Annotated in this window: 3 protein-coding genes; all 3 read left to right on the top strand. The window is 62.4% G+C overall.

Going from position 1 to position 2,023, the window contains the following annotated elements; all coding sequences use genetic code 11:
* The first annotated feature begins 102 nt into the window (after positions 1-102).
* A complete protein-coding gene (locus R8N47_RS23335; RefSeq protein ID WP_318185873.1) occupies positions 103-513 on the top strand; it encodes an IncQ-type mobilization protein MobB in 411 nt (136 codons plus the stop codon).
* On the top strand, positions 489-1,466 hold the full coding sequence (locus R8N47_RS23330) for a DNA-primase RepB domain-containing protein (protein WP_318185872.1): 978 nt from the start codon (positions 489-491) through the stop codon (positions 1,464-1,466). The genes R8N47_RS23335 and R8N47_RS23330 overlap by 25 nt, the downstream gene beginning before the upstream one ends.
* Before the next feature lie 145 nt (positions 1,467-1,611).
* On the top strand, positions 1,612-2,023 hold a 412-nt coding region (locus tag R8N47_RS23325; protein ID WP_318185874.1), incomplete at its 3' end, for an AacA4 family aminoglycoside N(6')-acetyltransferase.

Below are 2,023 nucleotides of genomic sequence, written 5' to 3'. Positions count from 1 at the left end.
AAGGCCGGGGCATCCGCACCGACCGGGCAGACGTGGCCCTGAACATCGACACCGCCAACGCCCAGATCATCGACTTACAGGAATACCGGGAGGCAATAGACCATGAACGCAATCGACAGAGTGAAGAAATCCAGAGGCATCAACGAGTTAGCGGAGCAGCTCGAACCGCTGGCCCAGAGCATGGCGACACTGGCCGACGAGGCCCGGCAGGTCATGAGCCAGACTCAGCAGGCCAGCGAGGCGCAGGCAGCGGAGTGGCTGAAAGCCCAACGCCAGACAGGGGCGGCATGGGTGGAGCTGGCCAAGGAGTTGCGGGAGGTAGCCGCCGAGGTGAGCAGCGCCGCGCAGAGCGCCCGGAGCGCCGCCCGTGGCTGGACATGGAAGTTGTGGGCCGGGGTCTTGATCGCTTCCGTGACGCCTATTCTGGCGCTGCTGATCGCATCATGGCTTTGGCTGGAGCCGCAAATCATCGAACAACAGGGGGGTATATGGCTGGTTTTCAAGCTCAAGTAAAGGGTGACCGCACCGCGCAAGCCATCGCCCGGCAGCTCAAGGCCATGGGCTGCGACCGGTACGACATCGGCATACGGGATGCCGCCAGCGGCAAGATGATGAACCGGGAATGGTCAGCCGCCGAAGTGCTCCAGAACACGCCATGGCTCAAGCGGATGAATGCCCAGGGCAATGACGTGTATATCAGGCCCGCCGAGCAGGAGCGGCATGGTTTGGTGCTGGTGGACGATCTCAGTGAGTTCGACTTGGATGACATGAAAGCCGAGGGCCGGGAGCCGGCGCTGATCGTGGAGACCAGCCCCAAGAACTATCAGGCATGGGTAAAAGTGGCTCAGGACGCCCCAGCAGGTCACAGGGGCGTAATCGCCCGGAAGCTGGCCCGCGAGTACGACGCCGACCCGGCCAGCGCCGACAGCCGCCACTATGGTCGCTTGGCGGGCTTCACCAACCGCAAGGACAAGCACACCACCCGCACCGGTTATCAGCCGTGGGTGCTGCTGCGTGAATCCAAGGGCAAGACCGCCACCGCAGGGCCGGAGCTGATGCAGCAGGCCGGGCAGGTGCTGGACAGCATTAAGCGCCAACAGGAACGGACGGCACGACTGGCCGAGATCACCGCCCCGCGGAGTGTGCGCCGGTATCGCCGCAGCGCCGTGGACGACTACCGCAGCGAAATGGCCGGGTTGGTCAAACGCTTCGGTGACGACCTCAGCAAGTGCGACTTCATTGCGGCTATGAAGCTGGCCAGCAAGGGCCGGGAGCCGGACGAGATCGGCAAGGCCATGGCCGAGGCCAGCCCCGCGATCATGGAGCGCAAGGCAGGCCATGAGGCCGATTACATCAAGCGCACGGTACAGAAAGTGATGGAGCTGCCGCAGGTGCAGGAGGCCCGCGCCGAGCTGGCGAAGCAGACCCAGAAGCAGCGCAGTCGGGGGCCAGATTTAAGTATGTAATGCTTGCGTTAGCGCTAACTGGTGGGATACTGTTAGCTCTAATGGAGGGTTTGAGATGAAAGACCAACACGACAAGCGTACCGGCAACCTGCTGGCCACCCCTAACGCTATACGACAGGCCCGCTTTGCCGAACAGCAGCGAGCCATGGGCCGCAAGGCCGCGAGCACCCCCCCCATAACTCTTCGCCTCATGACCGAGCGCGACCTGCCGATGCTCCATGATTGGCTCAACCGGCCGCACATCGTTGAGTGGTGGGGTGGTGACGAAGAGCGACCGACTCTTGATGAAGTGCTGGAACACTACCTGCCCAGAGCGATGGCGGAAGAGTCCGTAACACCGTACATCGCAATGCTGGGCGAGGAACCGATCGGCTATGCTCAGTCGTACGTCGCGCTCGGAAGCGGTGATGGCTGGTGGGAAGATGAAACTGATCCAGGAGTGCGAGGAATAGACCAGTCTCTGGCTGACCCGACACAGTTGAACAAAGGCCGAGGAACAAGGCTTGTCCGCGCTCTCGTTGAACTACTGTTCTCGGACCCCACAGAGACGAAGCTTC

The sequence above is a fragment of the Vibrio sp. 2132-1 genome (genome assembly GCF_033344315.1).
This window is presented reverse-complemented; position numbering and strand designations above follow the sequence as displayed.